Origin of the sequence: Acinetobacter sp. S4400-12, assembly GCF_024129495.1 — a bacterium.
GTDB lineage: Bacteria > Pseudomonadota > Gammaproteobacteria > Pseudomonadales > Moraxellaceae > Acinetobacter > Acinetobacter lwoffii_C.
Genome location: NZ_JAMXYB010000092.1, coordinates 1 through 983, shown reverse-complemented (window position 1 = coordinate 983; position 983 = coordinate 1). Strand labels below are relative to the sequence as shown.

General features: G+C 33.6%; 1 protein-coding gene. It reads right to left on the bottom strand.

Annotated features, from left to right (window positions below):
• Positions 1-24 precede the first annotated feature (24 nt).
• Positions 25-888, bottom strand: coding sequence for an IS982 family transposase (locus tag NI461_RS14045; protein WP_174659411.1), 864 nt, complete (start codon positions 886-888; stop codon positions 25-27).
• Between the last annotated feature and the right edge of the window lie 95 nt (positions 889-983).

Genomic DNA, 983 nt, shown 5'->3' with positions numbered 1-983 from the left:
TAACCTGAGTTCGATGAAATCCACTTAGCCTTTTAACATATTTTGGAAAGTTGGCTTATTGGGATTCAAACAATAAGCCACTACAGCAGCCATGATATTCACCATGAAGTTATTTACCGAACGATGACGTGAATGTTCAAGTTGATGTAAATTTTTTAATTGATCATTCACTGTCTCTATTAATCCTCTTCTGCAAAGCAATTGTTTTTCTTCTTCTGTTTGGATAGGTTTGTTTTTCATATTCCGACGTGATGGGGTCAATATTTTCAGTCCTCTTGCTGCTAAAACTTCGGCTTTTGCTTTGCTCAAATAGCCTTTGTCTCCGAGTAGGATCCCTTTTAATTCTTGAGTTAAAGAATCTAATATAGCAACATCATGAACATTTCCTGATGTCAGTTTGAGGTTAATTATTTCACCTAAATTATTGATAACCAAATGTAATTTAAAACCATAAAACCACCCCGTACTACTTTTTCCACGACCTGCCAAACCTTTAAATACACGATGCCTTTTAATCCGAAGATTATGGCAAACTACCAATTTAGTGGAGTCAATGATACTGATTCCCGTATCTTTTCCTTTTACTTGATGGAAGAAACTACTCAGAGCCTGCAAACAACGGGGCATGATTTCAATAAATCGGTTGTAGCTAAGCAGTTTAGGAAAAGCAGATTTCCAGAATGGAACGATCATTTGGCAATAAAAATATTTGAAGAATCTAAACCCGGATTGATGAAATAAAATGACAATGGTCATTGCTTCAGACAAGCTTAAAGCTGACTTTTTTAGCCTGGATTTTTGATCAGAAATTAAAGCTTTCTCTAAAGATTTATTAAATTTTTTGCAGAAATCATCCAAAATACAAAATAATTCGGTAATATGATCCATTGAAAAGCCTTGTTTTATAACATTTTGTCTTGATAACCAATATGTTACAAATACAAGGCTTTTTTTTATACTCTTTTTTATATCGAACTCAGGTT

Bases quoted from the DNA above. Each gene is read 5' to 3' on its own strand.
- NI461_RS14045 (WP_174659411.1), bottom strand. From the start codon at position 888: ATGGATCATATTACCGAATTATTTTGTATTTTGGATGATTTCTGCAAA.